We start from the raw sequence: 18,480 nt of genomic DNA on the forward strand, positions 1-18,480 counted from the left end.
TATTAATTAATCTAAAGGAGGTTTTCTAAACCAGCGGTCATTTAGGGTAAAGCCGATATTAAAGTTAATATAACGTTCACGTAGGAGGCTATTGCTAATTTTACCCATTTGGCCAAATTCTGCAGAGAAATTTATTTTAGAGAAGGCCCCTGAAAATTGATTTCTTGCCAATGGCAAACCTACGCCTACAGTAACCGCCATATCGTTGATATTTTGGTCGCTTAAGAAATATTGTGTTTTATTATACCTAAAACCAACTCTATAGTCTACTTGGTTTAAATATTTGAGCGAAGTAACATCTGGTGTTATCTGACCACCAATGGCTACGCCATAATTCTTCCGTAGTTCGTTTTCACCCGCTCTTGTCTGAAATCTTGACCAATCGGCATATTTAAAATCGGCCCCTACCAACCAGCGGTTATTACGTGCAAGGGTAATACCTACATTGTGTTTCAACGGAAGCGTCAAATGCCTGCTGCTACGGCCAGAAACATAGGTACTATCCAAAGGAATGTTTTGATTGTCTGGATCCGTTGAAGGTGTAATTCTTGTATTAAAAATTGTTGTTCTTTCTTTGATGTCATTATTTAGCGATCCTGAATAACCAACGATCAACGAATATTCTCTATTTAAAGGTTGTTCGTACTGTAATCCATAATCAAAGATAATTCCTTGGATTTCGCGCTTATTTTGTTGTTGCGTATTTAATGCTCCGGATGTAGGCAAAAACTCTGCACGGCTATAATCATTTAAGGTTCCAAATAGATAAGACATATTGGCACCAATACTCAGACCTTTTACAATGCGTACACCCCAACCTGCATAGGCTTTAGTTAAACCACCTTCGCCCGTGAATACTTTCGTATAGGGATCAGAATTGACCGTTCCAGATGAAGATGTCCGATAGCCTATATCCGAGTAGGGAAGGATACCCAAGCTGATACCACCAAATCGTTTCATTGGGAAAGTCATGGTGATGTGGCTAAAGGCAAAGTCAGCAGTATTATCGGATCTGGTCGTCGAATTTAACTGCGTGTAATTCCCGTATAAACCAGCATCAAAGGTTGTAAACTGTGTTGCAGAATAAGATGCAGGGTTGCTTGGGTTGGTATTGTATACGCCATTGATTCTCCGGATAGCGGTATTGACACCTCCCATCCCTCTATATTGTGGCAATAAATCTTCACGCATCTGACCAAGTCCAAATTGAGAATAAGGTGATGCGGATGTCGTTTTTTGTGCAAATGCGGTAGTAGAACTAGCTAAAATTCCACCTGCTAACAACAGTTGGAGTGATTTATTTCTTAGAGAGCTTGTAAAGCGTTTCTGCATGGTCAATCTATAAAATTGAGAAACTAATGTTTATTTAGTTTTAGTGAAATTTTCGAGTTATCTGACTCTTATATTAAATGTTCTTTGCTTTTAATCGCATACAAAACTATTCAATTTTTGCGAGCTTGTTAAGCCGATTTTGTTAAAAAAGGTTAAACACTTATTGTACAGTAGTTTAGAAAAACTGAAAGTAGATTATGGTAAGTGTTATGATGGCATATACGACTTCAAAAAACCATTTCTTTTTGGCATAGGTGAAATAATAAGCCATATAAATAGCGATAGAAGGGGCACAAAGTAAAAAATGAGCCTCCGTTAGTTTTTTATTCCAATAAAAAGAGACGATCGCTAGGCATAACATAAAAAACAACAGTTGAAATGACTTGCGAATATGCACGACACTTTTGAAAAAATTGTCTTTCAATACCAAAAGGAAGAGTATTAACGTAAAGATTACCGGGACGAGTACCAGATAATCGACTAATTGAATGCGAATAGCAGTAGGGAATTTGTAGGTAAACGGCAGCCAAATGGTATAAAACTGCTGCATTTTACCCATCCATAGATAGATAACCGCTAAGATGAAATAAACTGTTGCCAGGCCAAGTAAAGGGGTGATCCACTCACGCCAATTGAAGGGCCTAAAAATGAGTAGGCCTATCCACAATAGGAAGAACATACTCAGAAACGGGAAGTAGATCAGACTTCCTATACCTACAATCATACCGAGATCAAACATTTCGGCTTTAACATCTGTCTGCCGATAGAGGGAGAGCAACTTGCTTAACATCCATATCGAAATAAAATTACAGATCAGGGTCGGGGACAGTACCAAAAATGGTAAAAACAAGCTGGCCAGTGACATATACATCAAAGCCACCAAAAAACTGGGTTTGCCCAGCAGGTTAAAATGGCTTGTGATGCGATTGAGTATCGTTGCTTGAAAAATCGTCAAGATCAGTGTGATAAAAACATTGGTCGAAGGAGAGAGGTTGATTAAGTTATTTTCTCCTAAAAGATTCCCCAAGGCAGGTTCAAAGATTACAGAATCAAGTTTGTCCGGAAGGTGAAGAAATATGCCTAAACATAAAACAAAACCCACGAGGGATAGAAATAAAATATTGATGGGTGAATAATTTCTAAACTGACTTATAATCATTGTATGCGATCAATAAAATGCTATTTATTCTTTTTTTCCAATTTGCTGATACGGCGATCGAGCAAGAAAAGGAAGAAAGCCAAACCTAAAAAAATGACCAACATGACCAATACAACAACGTAGATTTTACCTTCGCTACGCAATCCAGTCGCCATCTCGACATCATCTTGTGCAAATGTGCTCAAAGTCGATAAGAGTAGTAAGGCGATTGACAATGTTATTTTTTTCATTTGTTTAAAATATTATTCGTGTCGTTTTCATTGTTATACATGACTCGATACACGCTATTTGATTTATGTAATATCCTGTTTTTTATTGATTGGGCTTTACCCGATTTCTCTATGATAGAAATAGAGGATTGTATTAGCCGTTCAATTCTATGCGTTCAAATCTTTCTTTTCGAGCAAACGTACTCTATAGCGGAGTGAACAGATCCAAGCTGCAATCATTGGCCAGCCAATCATCGCTGCATAAAATGTAGGACGTAGCTCGCTGCTCATTTTTAAATCGCCAAAGGCAGCGTTTCCACCACTTCCGGGGTGAAGAGAGTCTGTCATCTTCGGTAGAATATAAAGTAGCACGATGATAATTGGAAATGCAAAGATATTGTACACAGCGGATATTTTTGCTCTTTTTTGCTCTTCTTCCAGCGCATTACGGAGTACCAAATAGGCCAGATACATCAGTGTTGCTATTGCGGAGCCATTAAGCTTCGGATCGTTTGGCCAGGGTTCTCCCCAGGTAATGTTTGCCCAAAGCATGCCTGTGGCAAGTCCAAGAAAACAAAATGTTATTCCGGTATTGACAGCTTCAATGGCCATTAAATCATACTCCTGTTTGCCCGTATTGAGGTATTTAATACTGTAAATAACGGAAACCAAGTACATAACGAACATGGCAGACCACATTGGGACATGAAAATAAACATTTCGTATGCTTTCGTGAAGGATGAATAGGCGGGGAACAGGTCCTAAAAGACCATTGATAATGACCGCACAGATAATCATTACCGCTAATATTTTCCACCATTTTTTTCTCATGGATAAATTGAATTTAGTTTGTTCTCAATTCTGACACTTAATCTCGCCAAAGGTACGGAAATAACAACAAAGAAATAGTGATGGTGATTACATTAATTGCAAGTAATACGATTATTTCTTTGCTGCTGGTAGCCCTTTCCAGGCCTTCTATTGCATTGCGAGACAGCTTGATTAATACGATTAACAGCGGGATAATGGCGGGGAAACTCAAGATGGCCATTAGGGTGCTATTGTTGCCTGCTTTGGAGCTGATCCCCGAGATCATGGTAAAAACAGTAGCAAAACTTATGCTGCCCAAGATGACCGAAATGAAGTAAAGGGTTGGATCACCGACAGGGTTTCTGAATATCGTCGAATAGACAAAATAGGCAATGACCGCCAGCAGGGTCATCATCATCATATTGTAAATGACTTTCGCTAAAATGATTGCTCTGGGATCGACCAGTGAATAATAGTAAAGTTGCCGGTTTGGGTTTTCTTGGACGAAGCTTTTGTTGATTGCATTGATCGAAGCGAAGAGCATAATGATCCAGAATAATGCATTCCAAGTAGCCGTATCAACTGATTTGAACGCTTGATAGCAAACGAAAACAGTTGATACGACATATAGTAGAATTCCGTTAATAGCATATTTTGAACGCCATTCCAGAATGATGTCTTTAAGAATTAAAGTTTTTACCTGTTGCAGCAAAGTCATATGCAGCAAAGATACAAATGTATTTTGACCACGAGAGTGACCAAAACCATCAATTCTTAAAAAAGCTGTTTTTTTACTTATGCGTTAGAAATTTTGGATTTTGCAGCATCAGTTGTATTGTCGATTTTGCTTGCCAAATTTTGAGCGGCATTATTGGCGTGGTCCAAAGCTTCTCTGCCGGCTTCTTTTGCTTTGTTTTTCAATGCATCTGCATCATCTGAAGCTCTGCTGAACGCTGCTTGTGCCTTTGATTTCAAATGGTCTAGTTCAGCCGAAGCTCTGTTGGCTAGTTTTTGTGCCTTTTTAGCTTCTTTTTTTGAAAGATCTTTCAATGACTTAGTTAAGCTTTTAATGCCATCATTTGCACGATCTAATTGTTTTTTTCCATCATCAGTTCCTAAAAGATACCATGCAGCAGCTCCCGCAGCTAATCCTACCAAAGCAAATGCCACTAATCCATTTTTGCTATTTTTCATAATTCTTCTATTTTGTTATATATTCAAATGATAATCAAGTATGATACCAAATGAACAATCACAGGGTGAATTTGTTTAAAAAGAATCAATAATTAACAAAATTTTACATATCAATTTTCTGCTGCTTTGACTGCAGATTATACAGATGCTGATAGAGACCGCTTTCTTTTTGGAGCAGTTCAAAGTGAGTACCGCTTTCAGATACGATTCCATTTTCGACAACGATAATTTTATCAGCATCAACAATGGTCGATAGTCGGTGTGCAATAATGATCGAGGTGCGTCCACGCATTAATTCCTCCAATGCCTCCTGTACCTGTCTTTCTGACTCTGAGTCTAAGGAAGAGGTGGCTTCGTCCAGAATAAGAATTGCAGGGTCTTTTAAAAGTGCACGGGCAATGGCAATGCGCTGGCGCTGACCACCGGAGAGTTTAACGCCACGTTCACCAACAATGGTGTCATAGCCTTCAGGGAAATTTAAAATAAATTGGTGCGCGTTGGCACGTCTCGCAGCTGCTATAATTTCATCTTCTGTAGCCTCGAGCTTACCATAAGCTATATTTTCACGGATTGTCCCGCCAAATAACAAAACATCCTGTGGTACGATAGCGACCTGGTTGCGGATATCACAAAGCTCAAAATCGGATGCAGGTCTGTCGTCGTAACTTACTTCCCCTTTTTTTGCTGTGTAGAATTGTAGAATCAATGAAGCTATCGTTGATTTCCCGGTTCCACTTGGGCCAACTATAGCGATTTTATCACCCGCATTGGCTGTAAAGTTGATGTCTTTCAGGATTTCAATATCGGGACGGCTTGGGTAGGCAAAGGAAACATGATTGAAGCTTAGTTTACCGGTCATGGTTTTGTGGACTTCCTTGCAAGTTGGTTTCACATTAAGGTTTTCTTGTGGCTCATCCAAAATTTCCAAAATCCGTTCACTCGCTCCCAAAGAGCGTTGGATATTAGCGTATAGCTCAGGAAAACTACCCATAGAACCTGCTACAAACATCGAATATAGAATATAGGTCGTTAGGTCGCCTACTGTCATTTCATGGATAGAAACTAATGCAGCTCCATACCAAATGACAGCGATCACAGCTCCGAAAATACAGAAGATAATAAAAGAGGCAAAAGCACCTCGGAAGGTAGCTCCTTTGACCGCTAATTTCACGACCGAATCCATCTGATTACTGTAACGGTTGAATTCGAAATATTCATTCACAAAGGCTTTTACATTGCTTATCCCCAACAATGTTTCCTGGACAATACTATTTGACTCGGCCATTTTATCCTGTGCCTGTCTGGATAATTCGCGGATGAATTTTCCGAAAATAATAGCAGCCACAACAATGATCGGTAATATACAAAGGTTCATGAGCGCAAGTTTGGGAGATACCCAAACCAAAAGGAATACACCGAAACAAAGACTAATCAACTGCCTTAAGATTTCAGCCAATGTTGTTGTTAACGTATCCTGAATCTGTGAAAGGTCTGCAGACAAGCGGCTGTTTAATTCCCCGACACGGCGATTGGCGAAAAATTCGATTGGTAATGAAATGAGTTTGAGGTAGGTGTCCTTGCGTAATGCGGATAGCGTACGTTCTGCAATCTCAACAAAAATGCGTATACGAAAAAAAGAGACGACTGATAGAAAAGACAGAATAATAAAGGCAATTCCACCAATATAATAGACGTGTGGTGCAAGCCAGGGATAAGTTTGCTTGCCTTGCGCAGCATCAATCATGGCACCAAGCAAAGCTGGAAAGGCGAGCATGGCCAAACTGGATAATACCAAGAAAAACATGCCGACCCCAAATTTAAACCGATATGGTTTTAAATAGGTCATCAATTTAGATGCTCTCAATAGGAGCTCCTTATTCAATTTTGGTTTTGGTAGATCTTCTTCTTGTTTATTACCGCTGTTGAATCCTCTTGCCATATCCGCTACTTCAAATTTTGTTGCGAGGACAAATGTAAAGAGATTAAAAATATATTGCTATCATACTTTAGTCAATTTTTGAATAGAATCGTACTTTTTCTGATTTAAACAGCAGTTTTAAGTGGCTTGTCGTTGTGCAGATGTCTATTGCTGTGGCGTTTTATCCTAAATTTTGTTGTTTTGAAGCTGTTTGTTGCGCTTTAAATTTATAGAGTACATAGCCTAATACGGCGATAACAAGTAAAGCAATATAGAGGAGGATGTTGCTTAGCGGTAGATTTCCGGATGTTTTCTCTCCCTGTGCCCGCAGTTTTTCGTTTTCTTTTTGAAGTTTACTTATGGTACCTATATAGGCTGATACCTGCTTGTCGTAATCTGTTGCCAATTGTTGGTATTTATCTTTTTCAAAATCTTTGATTTTCAATAGTTTTTGGGTTTCCAGGAAAATGTTGTTATCTGTGATGACGATATCTTTAAGGATATCGATGCTCTTTTGCATGTCACCTTTTGATTTGAAAAGACCAAAAAGTCCTGTTTTTTGTGTGAGGCTCGTGTCATAAGCCCCGAATTTCTGTTGACGGGCATCGAGTAGGTCATTTACACGGCTTCGTTGTACCTCAAAAGAGCTGGAGTCTGGGTTGTTTTGCGACTTGGCCTGTCCAAAGAAGCAAAAAAGAACGGTGATTGAAAGAAGGAATCTTAAAAATTTCATCATGTATTTGGACGATCTATTTATCAAATGTTTAGTTTAAACTAACGTTCATGGTAAAATTTTATTTTGCCATAAAGCTACAGCTACAAGTTTAGCCCTACGATCAGTTTGACCAAGGAAAAAAATTGGAGCGAAAGCATTACAGATGAATTTATGAAATTAATCTTTAAATTCTATACGAATTACATTGGAATCGTCATCGTGAAGTCCGAGTAGCTGGCTTGCATTACCTTTATTGATGGCGATTTCAAGGTAGTTGGAAATACCAAATAAACAAAGTTTCTCGCCTTCTCCGACTTCGTTGTAATGCCAGGAAAGGTTGGTAATGGTTTCATTGCGTTTGAAATAAAGGACAAAATGACGTCCTTTTTGAACTTTATTGAATAGATCTTTCGAGATATTGGTAATGGCATTGCCGAAAGCATCCACATAAATGACGTTGCCTCGGATCATGTCTTTATCAAAGATAGGCTGCAAAGTTACTTTTTCGATGAGCTGTTGCATTGAAGTTCCGATTTCTTTCAGTTTGCCTCCCTTGGCAATATGACAGGCGGATTTAGAAAGGATATCTGCGAGCGGAAAGTGAAGATACCGAAGGTCTTGCATTAAGTTGAGCTCATAGAGTTCCTGTGGTTCATTGCCATTCAGCAATAGACTGAAAATACCATTGTCGGCACCGACGAAATAATGATCGTTGTATTTCATGCCGATATATTTCGACTCTTCATGAAACAGGGTGTTAATTCCGATAATGTGTACGGTTCCTTTAGGAAAATAATGATAAGCGTTACCTAATACAAAGGCCGCCCGAGGGATGTTGAATGCTGGAATTTCGTGGGTAATATCAACAATATTGGCACCGGACAACTGCGATAAAAGACTACCTTTTAACGCGGCTTGATAAAAATCTTTGTGTCCTAAGTCTGTTGTTAATGTAATTACTGCCATTATAATCTAAATCCTAGATCGAATTGCTGTCGAATTCCCTTAAATATACCCTTAAATTTATCTAAATAGTGGACAAAATTACCATTTATCAGATGATTTATAAAGCTAATTGGATAACTTATTTTGAATCTGTCTTTTTTCGATTGATATACACAAACATAGCGAAGATTTTATGTATAATGAAATCTTTGTGCCCCTTTGTGGGCTGTCTCCATAAGCTTCTAAATCATCGTCGTTTGTACGCTGTATCTTCTTGGTTGTTTCGTTAGAATACGTTAATTTTGAATAGTATTATACAGGAACGATATTGTGTAATGGCTACAATCTAATTAATTCTAAATAGGATAAAATTTGAACGAATTACTAATTGCATTAGATGGTCTGAATTTGCCCATATTATGGGGAGCAGACAATGAGCACTTCGATTATTTGAAGAAGCAATTCCCAAAACTGCGGATTGTAGCTCGCGGAAGTGAAATGAAGGTGTTGGGAGACGCGAAGGAATTAGATCTGTTTGAGCAATCGTTTAAGGAAGTCATGGCTCATCTGGAGAAATTTAACAACATTACTTTATTGGATTTTGAAAATCTCCTTGGAGCAAGTGCAGGTTCTGCTGTCCAACAAGAAAAAGAACTTGCGGCCAAACATGCAGCCTTTGGATCCGAACCGATCGTATATGGACCTAATGGTCTTATTGTTCGTGCACGTACGGCCAACCAGCGGAAGATGGTGGATAGTATTTCGAAAAATGACATCTTATTTGCTATCGGACCGGCGGGTACAGGAAAGACCTATACGGCGGTTGCATTAGCTGTTCGAGCACTTCGAAATAAAGAAATCAAAAGGATCATTCTAACGAGACCAGCCGTAGAGGCCGGCGAAAATCTCGGTTTTTTACCTGGCGACTTAAAGGAGAAGGTAGATCCCTATTTGAGACCGCTCTACGATGCATTGGACGATATGATTCCAGCAGAGAAGTTAAAAGGTTATCTGGAAAATCGGACCATTGAGGTCGCTCCTTTGGCATTTATGCGTGGGCGAACACTTGACAACTGCTTTGTGATTCTGGACGAAGCTCAGAATGCAACGGATATGCAGCTGAAGATGTTTTTGACACGTATGGGGCCGACGGCAAAATTTATCGTTACAGGTGATATGACACAGGTAGATTTACCGAAAAAAAATCAATCTGGATTGTCTACTTCGATTCGTTTATTGGAGAATATCGAAGGAATAGACATTATCCACCTCAGCGGTGGAGATGTGGTTCGCCATAAATTGGTTCGCCGCATCCTCGAAGCGTATGGTGATATTTAATATTAAAAGACAAATCGAGCCGAGCGAGCTCTTAAATAAATGCGCTGCATTTATGAATGCCATTAAACGCAGTCATAAATGAACAATTACTTACATTTGAATTTTACTTTGAACATGAATGCTATAAAAGAAACAAATTTCAATTTCGAAAATCAGACTGCTTTTTACCGAGGAAAAGTACGTGACGTGTATACGATTGCCGATACTTATTTGGCGATGGTTGCCTCAGATCGTATTTCGGCATTTGATGTGGTACTTCCACGTCCTATACCCTATAAAGGGCAGGTGTTGAATCAAATTGCAGCCAAATTTTTAAAGGCTACGGCTGATATTATTCCAAATTGGGTCGTATCTGTTCCGGATCCAAGTGTAACTATCGGTCAAATGTGTGAGCCGTTTAAAGTAGAAATGGTTATTCGGGGTTACTTGTCGGGACACGCTTGGCGTGAATATGCTGCAGGCAAACGTGAAGTATGTGGTGAGGCATTGCCAGAAGGACTGAAAGAAAATGACAAATTGCCTGAGCCAATTATTACACCGACAACAAAGGCTGCTGTTGGACATGATGAAGATATCTCACGTGCCGATATCTTGAAAAAGGGTATCGTAAGCGAGGAAGATTATATTCAATTGGAGCAATATACCAAAGCATTGTTCCAAAGAGGTACTGAAATTGCTGCGCAAAGAGGGCTAATTTTGGTGGATACAAAATATGAGTTTGGAAAAAAAGATGGAAAAATTGTGTTGATCGATGAGATTCATACACCAGATTCTTCCCGTTATTTTTATGCAGAAGGCTATCAGGAACGCCAGGAAAAAGGTGAGTCACAAAAGCAATTGTCGAAGGAGTTTGTTCGCAAATGGTTAATTGAAAACGGCTTCCAAGGGAAAGATGGTCAGGTCGTTCCGGAGATGACCGATGAGATCGTGGCTTCCATTTCTGAACGTTATATTGAGCTATACGAGCATATCGTCGGAGAGAAGTTTGTGTATCCAGATCAGGAAAACGTACTGGAACGTGTGGAAAGAAATGTGGCAAACGCCTTGAAAACGCTAAATTATTAGTACATTGTATCCTCAAACAAAGGAGATAGACTAATGAAGTATACCATTGATAAGCACGATCGCTATATTGTCATAGAACCTCATGTCGATGTGATTGACGCGGATAACGCCGCTAAACTCAAAGGGGAGTTTTTGTTGCGGAATACGATTGGACAACGGAATATTGTTTTGGATATGATCCACGTTAAGCAAACGGACGAGGTAGGTATCCGTTTAGGCGTGCTTGCCCATCGTTTATGTCAGTCTGTTGGTGGCATATTTATTTTGGTTAATCTTTGTCCAACGTTAATGGATATGGTTCGTGTATCGCATTTGGATAAATCGCTGAAAATAGCACCATCATTAAAGGTTGCGGAGGATTTAATCTTTGCGCACGAATTGGAATCTGAGTATCGGGGGACTATTGAGGATTAATATGAAGTTTGAAGTTCTGATATTGGGAAATAGCTCGGCAACGCCGATGTTTGATCGTCATCCGACTAGCCAAGTGTTGAACTTTAATGAGCAATTGTTTTTGATCGACTGTGGAGAAGGCACACAAATGCAACTTAGCCGATACGGCATCAAAAGCAATCGCATAGGACATATATTTATTAGCCATTTGCATGGGGATCATTATTTGGGCTTGGTGGGGCTGCTTTCATCGATGCACCTTGTCGGCCGAAAAAGTGATCTCCATTTGTATGGCCCACCTGCGTTAAAGGAAATTTTAGACGTGCAGTTTTTGCATTCCGAGACTATTTTACGCTATAATCTTGTTTTTCATCCGATTTCACCCGAACAGCCTGGCGTTATTTTTGAAAACAGAACATTAAAAGTAAGTGCTTTTCCATTAAAGCACCGTATCGCCTGCACCGGCTTTCGTTTTGATGAGGGACCCCGCGCGCGAACATTGCTGGGCGATGTCGTGCAGGAATTAAATATACCGACCGCCTATTTTCCGATGATCAAAAAAGGATTTGATTATGTCGATGAAAGCGGTACAGTATATCGTGCAGACGACCTGAGCCTTCCTGCCCCCTTATCGCGCAGTTATGTGTATTGTTCGGATACCGTACGGACGCCAGAATATCTGCCTTATGTGCAAAAGGCTAATCTGATGTATCATGAGTCTACATTCTTGCACGATATGGTTGATCGCGCAAAAGAGACGTTTCACACAACAGCGCTGGAAGCTGGAGAAATCGCCCAGGAAACTCACGCAAAGAAGTTGCTATTAGGTCATTATTCAGCTCGGTACAGAGATTTAAATCCCCTATTGGAAGAAGCGAGAACTGTATTCCCAGACACGGAACTCTCTGTGGAAGGTAGGTGGTTTTCCGTTTAGTTTTTTTGATTTTTCTCTGTATATCCCAGCAATGAGCGGGTAAAGACCAATGAAATAGTGATAAAGGGGAAGTAATCAGGACCACAAAACGAATAGATACCAAAAACTACCAGGTAGAACAAGCTGATAAATGCAACTGAAGATCCAATAGTCGCCTATGAATAATTGCTTATTATATTGCATATGATGAACAATTTATCTAAGTTTACGGCTCTAATTTTTTTATAATGGATAATCCATTCAACTTAAACAACCTACTACGGGAAAATATTAAGAAGCTCGTACCTTATTCATCCGCAAGAGATGAATTTAAAGGGGAGGCATCCATATTGATTGATGCCAATGAAAATCCTTTTGGATCCCCCTTAAACCATGATTACAACCGATATCCAGACCCTCTCCAACATCAAGTTAAAGCAAAACTTTCTAAAATAAAAGGTGTACCATCAGAGCATATCTTTTTGGGAAATGGAAGTGATGAAGCTATTGATATCTTATACCGTGCATTTTGTACCCCTGGTGTTGACAATGTCATATTAGTTCCGCCAACCTACGGGATGTATGAAGTTTCTGCGAACATCAATGATGTTGCTTTCAAAAAAGTAAACCTTACTGCTGATTACCAGCTGGATTTGGATGGTATTGCCAATGCAATAGACGCACATACTAAACTGATTTTTATCTGTTCTCCAAATAATCCAACAGGAAACTCAATCCGTCGCCAGGATATTGAAACGATCTTGAATAATTTTCAGGGGCTTGTTGTTGTCGATGAGGCTTATATTAATTTTTCTGCTGTCAAGTCATTTACGCAAGAACTGGCTGAATACCCCAATCTAGTGGTATTGCAGACTTTGTCTAAAGCTTGGGGGCTTGCGGCGCTACGCCTGGGCATGGCTTTTGCCAGTAAAGAGATTATAGCTGTTTACAATAAAATAAAACCACCATACAACATTAACCAGGCTACACAAGATATTGTATTGGAAGCCTTAGATCAGGTTGATCAAGTCAATGACTGGATCAAGGAGACGGTGGCGGAGCGCGAGAAACTCGTGCGTGAATTGCTTGAACTGGACTATGTGCAGCATATTACACCTTCTGATGCCAACTTTATTTTGGTCAAGATGGAGCAGCCACGTGAAGTTTACGATTATCTAGTTCAATATGGAATTATCGTTAGAGATAGATCCAAAGTCGAATTATGTGAAGGCTGCCTACGGATCACTGTTGGAACGCCTGCCGAAAATCAAATATTGTTAGAAAAACTTAATCAAATCAATAAATAATACTATGCCTGATAACTTAAAACGTGTACTGTTTATAGACCGCGATGGAACATTAATTTTGGAACCTGAAGACGAACAAATCGATTCTTTTGCCAAATTAAAATTCTATCCTGGTGCTTTGCAGTATCTTCCACGTATCGCAAAGGAGCTGGATTTCGAATTGATCTTGGTTTCCAACCAAGATGGTTTAGGAACGTCTTCCCATCCGGAGGAGAATTTCTGGCCAGTCCATCATTTTGTGATTGATACGTTTGCAGGAGAAGGAGTAGTGTTTGCCGAGGAACATATTGATAAAACCTTTCCACACGAGAATGCGGAAACCCGAAAACCGGGAGTTGGTATGCTTGGAGCTTATTTTGATACGTCGAAATACGATTTGAGCCAATCCTTCGTCATCGGCGATCGTGTGAATGATGTTAAATTAGCACAAAACCTCGGTGCAAAGGCAATTTGGCTGCGTGCTAACGATCAATTAGGTGCTTTGGAAAACCTTGCGATAGATTCAACTGTTATAGCTTTAGAGACAACAGATTGGAAGACGGTGTATGAATTCCTTAAATTGGGTACGCGCACTGCCGAACATCATCGTAAAACCAATGAAACGGATATTTTTATTCAGTTGAATTTGGACGGTTCGGGTAAGTCTGATATCGAAACGGGGTTACCGTTTTTCGACCATATGTTGGATCAATTGGCTAGACATGGAGCACTTGATTTGACCATTAAGGCGAAAGGTGATCTTCATATCGACGAACATCATACCATCGAAGATACGGGTATCGCACTGGGTGAGGTCTTTTTGAAGGCTTTAGGGGACAAACGTGGAATTGAGCGCTATTCCTATACGTTGCCAATGGATGATTGTTTGGCTCAGGTTGCATTGGATTTTGGTGGTCGCAACTGGATTGTGTGGGATGCGGAATTTAAACGGGAGAAGATCGGCGATATGCCTACGGAAATGTTTTTCCACTTCTTTAAGTCGTTTTCAGATGCTTCACGATCGAATTTAAACATTAAAGCTGAAGGTGACAATGAGCACCATAAGATCGAAGCGATCTTCAAAGCTTTTGCTAAATCTATCAAGAAAGCGGTAAGACGCGATGCCGACCATATGCAATTGCCAAGTACAAAAGGAGTATTGTAAGATGATAGGAATTATTAATTACGGTGCGGGGAATATTTTCTCTTTGACAGCGGCACTGGATCGTGTTGGGCTTACCTATGGTATGGTCAATACCGCAGATGAGATCGATCAATACGATCGTATCATCATTCCTGGAGTGGGGCATGCTGGCGCAGCAATGGACAAACTACAGGAATCAGGATTGGTGCCTTATATCAAAAAGCTAAAAAAGCCTGTATTGGGGATTTGTGTTGGTATGCAATTACTGACGGCTTTTTCAGAAGAAGGAAATGCCGAAATGTTAAAGCTTTTTCCTTTGAAGACGTTACATTTTGATGCCGAAAAGTCGGGTAAAGTACCACATATGGGCTGGAATAGTGTTTCCGTGCCAGCAAATAGTCCTTTATTTGCACATATTGAAGATCAAACTTATTTTTATTTTGTCCACTCGTACTTTATCGAATTCGATGCGACATATACTGCGGCAAAATGTGTCTATGGACATCCTTTTTCGGCTGCAATTTCTAAAGACAATTTCTTTGGCGTACAATTTCATCCAGAGAAATCTGGAAAAGCAGGAGAGCAGCTGTTGCTCAATTTTTCAACTATTCAAATTGATTAAAAATATTCGACTATGTATATCATTCCAGCAATAGACGTTTTGGACAAAAAAGTTGTCCGTTTGAGAGAGGGTAACTACAATGACGTTACAACGTATGCGATTAGTTTAGAAGAGCAAATCGAAACCTACCGCGCAAATGGTACGGAACTCGTCCATATCATTGATTTAAATGGTGCAAAAGGAGACTTCAGCAATCAGGCCTATTTATTTGATATCATCCAGAAGACGGATATGAAGATTCAATATGGCGGTGGTGTTAGAAGCATAGAGAAGGTTAAAGAATTGGTAGATGCGGGTGTTTATCGCGTTATTGTCGGAACACAGGCAATTACAAATCCTTCATTCTTGGAGGAACTGGCGACATTGAATGAAGGTAAAGTAAAATATGCAGACCACATTGTTATAGCGATCGACGTATTGGATGAAGTCATCAAATACTCCGGCTGGTTGGAAAGCTCTCCAATCAAATTGATCGAATATATTGATAAATGCTTGGTTTTAGGGTTCTTTAGATTCTTATGTACCGATATTAGTAAAGATGGTAAATTGGGCGGTGCAGGTGTTGAATTGTACCAAAAGTTGTTGAACCATTCTCCGATTATCAAGTTAATTGCTTCTGGCGGGATCAGTTCAATGGACGATATTCAGAAACTTCAGGAACTGGGCAGTGTAGAATCTGTTGTCGTTGGTAAAGCAATCTATGAAAATAGAATCTCGATCGATGAAATCAAAGATTGGAATTTAAAATCGTTAATCAGATTTTAAAATGCTGGCAAAACGTATAATTCCCTGTTTGGATGTTAAGGATGGGCGGACTGTAAAAGGAGTCAATTTTGTGGATCTGCGCGATGCGGGTGATCCCGTTGAATTGGCCTATGAATATTCTCAACAAGGGGCTGATGAACTCGTTTTCCTGGATATTACAGCGACACATGAGGAGCGTAAAACGACAATTGATTTAGTCAAAGCAGTCGCACGTCAAGTGAATATTCCTTTTACAATTGGCGGTGGTATCAATGAAATCAAAGATGCTGACATCCTGTTGAATGCAGGTGCAGATAAAATTTCCATCAATTCCGCGGCGGTACGTAACCCCGATCTTATCAATCAGATGGCTGCAGCTTTTGGTGCACAATTTGTTGTTGTTGCTGTCGATACCCGGTCCATCGACGGTCAGCATTTTGTCCATCTGAGTGGTGGACGCATTAGGACGGAATTGAACACAGCGGATTGGATACTTGAAGCGCAGGAACGTGGAGCGGGAGAGATCCTGCTGACGTCAATGGATCATGACGGAACAAAAAATGGCTTTGATAATGGTTTTTTAAAAACAATAAATGACCGCATTCATATTCCACTGATTGCCTCTGGCGGAGCTGGTAATCAACAGCATTTTGTGGATGTTTTTCAGCAAGCTAACGTAGATGCTGCTCTGGCGGCATCGGTCTTCCATTATGGTGAAATATTGATTCCGGATCTTAAAGCTACCTTGCGTCAAAATGGAATTGTCGTAAGATAGAAAACAAGATTGATCAAGGAGAAGTAAGTCATAAACTTGCTGGATGAAATCCTGAGAAGTTAAAAGAGAGCTCACGGTTCTTCGAAAATAATTTAAAATTGAAATACTAAAATCATGTTAGATTTTGCAAAAAGTGACGGCCTCGTTCCAGTGATTGTGCAGGACTTCCAAACGTTGGAAGTATTGATGTTAGGCTATATGAACGAGAAAGCTTGGGAGAAGACACAAGCAGAGAAACGTGTTACGTTTTTCTCCCGAAGCAAAAATCGCCTTTGGACAAAAGGAGAGGAGAGTGGAAACTTTTTGAATGTAAAAAGCATCCATGTTGATTGTGATAAGGATACTGTTTTGATCAAAGCAGAACCAATGGGGCCTACCTGTCATACAGGGAGCAGAAGCTGTTTCAGTACAGACTTTAACCAAAACTTTCTGTTGGAGTTAGAGCGTATTGTCAACCATCGCTATGAACATCCTTCTGATGAATCTTATGTCAACCGCCTGCGTTCTCGCGGTATCAATAAGATTGCGCAAAAGGTTGGCGAGGAAGCTGTAGAAACAGTAATTGCAGCATTGACAGAAACAGATGCTGATTTTATCAATGAAACTTCAGACTTATTGTTTCATTTGATCGTATTGTTGCGTGAGAAAGGATTTTCTTTGGAAACAATTGCGAAAAACCTCGAGAGCAGACATCAATAGGTATTTGAAGGGACATCTTACTTCGTGCTCCTAGCTCACTTAAAATCGGAAGATGGCAGCACCGTTGAACAAAATCCGAAACGGGGAGAAGGCTTTAAGCTAAGATGACAAAATAATCTAAGAAGTGCAGTATATTTGTGGATATACTGCACTTCTTGTTTCTACCGGCTAACAATACGTATTGCTGTATTGATTTTTACCGGACTCACAGTTCGATCAGTGGAGTCCTACAGCATAAAAACTGGGCGTAAAATATGCGATCCGGCTGGAGAAGGAGTTTTAGCGAAATTACTATGGATATTACATTAAAATCGACATTACCAGGACATCAAAACCCTATTTTTTGTGTAGAGAAGGGTTATTATACGCACACATTTTTTACAGCTGGTAACGATAAGGGCGTTGTCGAATGGGATATTGAGCAGAATGCATTTAAGCGTATTCTCTGCGCAGTAAGTTCATCGGTATACGCTTTACGGTTGATAACGGGTACGCCGATTCTGGCCATAGCCTTGCGCGAGGGCAAGCTACTTTTTGTACATGTAGAAGAGCAAAAGCTTGTAGCAAGCATACAACTGAGCACCAAAGCTATTTTTGCATTGGCTTATATGTCCTGGAAAAATGAGCTTTTGGCGGTAGGTGAAGAGGGGACATTGTATGTCATTGACTTGGCAACTTATAAAAGTATTTACGAGAAGCGTATATCCCCAACAACAATTCGGGCAATTGCAATTGATGAAGGACTTGGACGAATAGCATTGGGCGATAAAGATGGACAGGTTTATATGTTGGACAGTACTGACTTTCATGTTATTACTGATTCAAAATTGCATAGTATGCCCGCTACGTCGCTGGCATTTATCCATAATAAATTGCTAAGTGGTGGAAGGGATGCGCAATTGGTGATTTCAGATCCAAATCAATTGACAACTAATTTTTCCTTTGTACCTCATCTTTTTACCGTATACGGAATATATCCCCATCCTGAAGCGCCAATTTTTGCAACTGTCAGTCGCGATAAATCGTTGAAGTTTTGGTCCACAGCCGATTTTGCACTATTGAAAAATATGAGCCGCGAGAAGATGCAAGATGGCCATCATTTATCTGTAAATGCAGGATCATGGTCCGAAAATGGACAATATTTCTTTAGTGTCGGTGACGACAAATTAGTGAAAGTCTGGGAATTTGAAAATAAATAAATGATCAAAAATAGCGCAGC

20 protein-coding genes are annotated in these 18,480 nt (G+C 39.9%); 11 read left to right on the forward strand and 9 right to left on the reverse strand.

Going from position 1 to position 18,480, the window contains the following annotated elements:
• Positions 1-6: 6 nt before the first annotated feature.
• The 9 genes from CBM24_RS03090 to CBM24_RS03130 all read right to left on the reverse strand — a co-directional run bounded on the left by CBM24_RS03090 (position 7) and on the right by CBM24_RS03130 (position 8,303).
• Positions 7-1,332: a hypothetical protein gene (locus CBM24_RS03090; protein WP_088160166.1), complete on the reverse strand. Its 1,326-nt coding sequence runs from the start codon at positions 1,330-1,332 to the stop codon at positions 7-9.
• A 175-nt stretch (positions 1,333-1,507) separates the two neighbouring features.
• Positions 1,508-2,491: a DUF6427 family protein gene (locus CBM24_RS03095; RefSeq protein WP_088160167.1), complete on the reverse strand. Its 984-nt coding sequence runs from the start codon at positions 2,489-2,491 to the stop codon at positions 1,508-1,510.
• A gap of 20 nt (positions 2,492-2,511) precedes the next feature.
• Positions 2,512-2,721, reverse strand: coding sequence for a CcmD family protein (locus tag CBM24_RS03100; protein WP_046672332.1), 210 nt, complete (start codon positions 2,719-2,721; stop codon positions 2,512-2,514).
• 147 nt (positions 2,722-2,868) lie between these two features.
• Positions 2,869-3,531 carry a cytochrome c biogenesis protein gene (ccsA, locus tag CBM24_RS03105; protein ID WP_046672333.1) on the reverse strand — a complete coding sequence of 221 codons (663 nt, stop codon included), beginning with the start codon at positions 3,529-3,531 and terminating at the stop codon, positions 2,869-2,871.
• Between the two features lie 37 nt (positions 3,532-3,568).
• Positions 3,569-4,228: a heme exporter protein CcmB gene (locus tag CBM24_RS03110; protein WP_088160168.1), complete on the reverse strand. Its 660-nt coding sequence runs from the start codon at positions 4,226-4,228 to the stop codon at positions 3,569-3,571.
• A 77-nt stretch (positions 4,229-4,305) separates the two neighbouring features.
• The gene (locus CBM24_RS03115; RefSeq protein WP_075990980.1) at positions 4,306-4,704 is read right to left on the reverse strand and encodes a hypothetical protein; all 399 of its coding nucleotides are present in this window, start codon (positions 4,702-4,704) and stop codon (positions 4,306-4,308) included.
• A 103-nt stretch (positions 4,705-4,807) separates the two neighbouring features.
• Positions 4,808-6,643, reverse strand: a complete 1,836-nt coding sequence (locus CBM24_RS03120) for an ABC transporter ATP-binding protein (protein WP_088160169.1) — start codon at positions 6,641-6,643, stop codon at positions 4,808-4,810.
• Between the two features lie 160 nt (positions 6,644-6,803).
• On the reverse strand, positions 6,804-7,358 hold the full coding sequence (locus CBM24_RS03125; protein ID WP_157698360.1) for a hypothetical protein: 555 nt from the start codon (positions 7,356-7,358) through the stop codon (positions 6,804-6,806).
• A gap of 156 nt (positions 7,359-7,514) precedes the next feature.
• Positions 7,515-8,303 carry an S-adenosyl-l-methionine hydroxide adenosyltransferase family protein gene (locus CBM24_RS03130; protein WP_046672337.1) on the reverse strand — a complete coding sequence of 263 codons (789 nt, stop codon included), beginning with the start codon at positions 8,301-8,303 and terminating at the stop codon, positions 7,515-7,517.
• A 351-nt stretch (positions 8,304-8,654) separates the two neighbouring features.
• Here CBM24_RS03130 and CBM24_RS03135 point away from each other — a divergent pair, with 351 nt between their 5' ends.
• The 11 genes from CBM24_RS03135 (at position 8,655) to CBM24_RS03185 (ending at position 18,460) form a co-directional block, all read left to right on the forward strand.
• Positions 8,655-9,620, forward strand: coding sequence for a PhoH family protein (locus CBM24_RS03135; RefSeq protein WP_046672338.1), 966 nt, complete (start codon positions 8,655-8,657; stop codon positions 9,618-9,620).
• A gap of 114 nt (positions 9,621-9,734) precedes the next feature.
• Entirely contained in the window at positions 9,735-10,685 is a 951-nt protein-coding gene (locus CBM24_RS03140; RefSeq protein ID WP_075994626.1) for a phosphoribosylaminoimidazolesuccinocarboxamide synthase, read from the forward strand.
• 33 nt (positions 10,686-10,718) lie between these two features.
• Positions 10,719-11,099 (forward strand): STAS domain-containing protein, encoded by a 381-nt coding sequence (locus tag CBM24_RS03145; RefSeq protein WP_075990983.1) that lies wholly within the window; start codon positions 10,719-10,721, stop codon positions 11,097-11,099.
• A 1-nt stretch (position 11,100) separates the two neighbouring features.
• Complete coding sequence (locus tag CBM24_RS03150; RefSeq protein WP_088160171.1) at positions 11,101-12,012, forward strand: ribonuclease Z; 912 nt, start codon at positions 11,101-11,103, stop codon at positions 12,010-12,012.
• Between the two features lie 227 nt (positions 12,013-12,239).
• Positions 12,240-13,298: a histidinol-phosphate transaminase gene (hisC, locus tag CBM24_RS03155; RefSeq protein WP_075990985.1), complete on the forward strand. Its 1,059-nt coding sequence runs from the start codon at positions 12,240-12,242 to the stop codon at positions 13,296-13,298.
• A gap of 4 nt (positions 13,299-13,302) precedes the next feature.
• Positions 13,303-14,442, forward strand: coding sequence for a bifunctional histidinol-phosphatase/imidazoleglycerol-phosphate dehydratase HisB (gene hisB, locus CBM24_RS03160; protein ID WP_075990986.1), 1,140 nt, complete (start codon positions 13,303-13,305; stop codon positions 14,440-14,442).
• Position 14,443: 1 nt separating this feature from the next.
• Entirely contained in the window at positions 14,444-15,043 is a 600-nt protein-coding gene (gene hisH / locus CBM24_RS03165; RefSeq protein WP_088160172.1) for an imidazole glycerol phosphate synthase subunit HisH, read from the forward strand.
• Between the two features lie 12 nt (positions 15,044-15,055).
• Positions 15,056-15,808: a HisA/HisF-related TIM barrel protein gene (locus CBM24_RS03170; RefSeq protein WP_075990987.1), complete on the forward strand. Its 753-nt coding sequence runs from the start codon at positions 15,056-15,058 to the stop codon at positions 15,806-15,808.
• Position 15,809: 1 nt separating this feature from the next.
• The gene (gene hisF / locus CBM24_RS03175) at positions 15,810-16,562 is read left to right on the forward strand and encodes an imidazole glycerol phosphate synthase subunit HisF (protein WP_088160173.1); all 753 of its coding nucleotides are present in this window, start codon (positions 15,810-15,812) and stop codon (positions 16,560-16,562) included.
• A 114-nt stretch (positions 16,563-16,676) separates the two neighbouring features.
• Positions 16,677-17,261, forward strand: a complete 585-nt coding sequence (hisIE, locus tag CBM24_RS03180) for a bifunctional phosphoribosyl-AMP cyclohydrolase/phosphoribosyl-ATP diphosphatase HisIE (protein ID WP_088160174.1) — start codon at positions 16,677-16,679, stop codon at positions 17,259-17,261.
• A 293-nt stretch (positions 17,262-17,554) separates the two neighbouring features.
• Positions 17,555-18,460: a WD40 repeat domain-containing protein gene (locus tag CBM24_RS03185; protein ID WP_232475673.1), complete on the forward strand. Its 906-nt coding sequence runs from the start codon at positions 17,555-17,557 to the stop codon at positions 18,458-18,460.
• Positions 18,461-18,480 lie beyond the last annotated feature (20 nt).

Source organism: Sphingobacterium sp. G1-14, assembly GCF_002196555.1.
Classification (GTDB): Bacteria; Bacteroidota; Bacteroidia; order Sphingobacteriales; family Sphingobacteriaceae; genus Sphingobacterium; species Sphingobacterium siyangense.